The following is a 1211-nucleotide window of genomic DNA, read 5'->3' on the forward strand; positions in this document are numbered from 1 at the left end:
ACGAAGGTACGTAGCTTATATAGTCAAATGGTTGGGCGGGGTACTCGATTACATCCAGGGAAAGAAGAATTGTTGCTATTAGATTTCTTGTGGCATACAGAGCGGCATGAGCTTTGCCATCCAGCACATTTAATTGCTGAAAATGAAGAAGTAGCCAAGAAGATGACCGAAAATATCGAAGAGGCAGGTTGTCCTATTGATTTAGAAGAAGCGGAAGCAAAAGCCGCCGATGATGTCATTGCTCAACGTGAGGAAGCTCTGGCTAAACAACTTGCTGAAATGAAAAAACGCAAACGTAAGTTAGTTGATCCGTTGCAATTTGAAATGAGTATTCAAGCAGAAGACCTTTCCAGTTATGTTCCAAGTTTTGGTTTTGAAATGTCTCCTCCTACAAATAATCAATTGCAGTCACTAGAAAAATTCGGAATTATGCCTGATGAAATAGACAATGCAGGGAAGGCCTCATTATTATTAGAGCGACTTAATAAACGAAGAATAGAAGGCTTAACTACGCCAAAACAAATCAGGTTTTTAGAAGGTAGAGGTTTCCAACATGTTGGAACTTGGGACTTCGAAGGAGCAAAAAAGCTAATTGATCGAATTGCTGGGAATGGTTGGCGCATACCTAGTGGAATAAATCCGTCGGAATACAGACCAGAGAGGTGATGAAAATGGCAGTGGCTTTGAATTTAGAAAATAAAAAATTTGGTAGGTTAACCGCTATAAGACGTTCTGATAACGTTGGTAATCATGCATATTGGCAATGTATTTGCGAATGCGGTAATGAAAAAACTGTTCGAAGTGATCATTTAAAAAATGGTTTAATAAAAAGTTGTGGATGTTTAGAAATTGAATCAAGGGAACGTGGAAACAATCATAAACATGGAGGGTCAAAACATCGACTTTATAGAATATGGTCAGGTATGAAAAAACGGTGCTTTAATAAAAATTGTCCTGCGTTTAAAAATTACGGTGGTAGAGGTATCACTATTTGTGTTGATTGGAAAAATGACTATGCCAGTTTTGAAACTTGGGCATTAAAAAATGGATATGATGATACTCTTTCAATAGATAGAATAGATGTCAATGGAAATTATGAACCTTCTAATTGTCGTTGGGCAAATGCCAAAACACAAGCGAACAACCGAAGATTGAGAGGTAGTGCTTGAAATGAGTTTTAATTTATTGGAAGTTTTAGATCATATAGATCC

Annotated in this window: 1 protein-coding gene and 1 pseudogene; both read left to right on the forward strand. The window is 37.2% G+C overall.

The annotated features are described in order from the left end of the window. Positions 1-666: pseudogene (locus IGI58_RS18170) on the forward strand (DEAD/DEAH box helicase); the annotation flags it as partial. A 5-nt stretch (positions 667-671) separates the two neighbouring features. Continuing rightward, complete coding sequence (locus IGI58_RS18175) at positions 672-1169, forward strand: hypothetical protein (RefSeq protein ID WP_429952834.1); 498 nt, start codon at positions 672-674, stop codon at positions 1167-1169. Positions 1170-1211 lie beyond the last annotated feature (42 nt).

Origin of the sequence: Enterococcus sp. AZ020 (assembly GCF_050499205.1) — a bacterium.
In the GTDB taxonomy this organism is placed as follows: domain Bacteria; phylum Bacillota; class Bacilli; order Lactobacillales; family Enterococcaceae; genus Enterococcus_L; species Enterococcus_L dunnyi.

Bases quoted from the DNA above. Each gene is read 5' to 3' on its own strand.
- IGI58_RS18175 (WP_429952834.1), top strand. From the start codon at position 672: ATGGCAGTGGCTTTGAATTTAGAAAATAAAAAATTTGGTAGGTTAACC.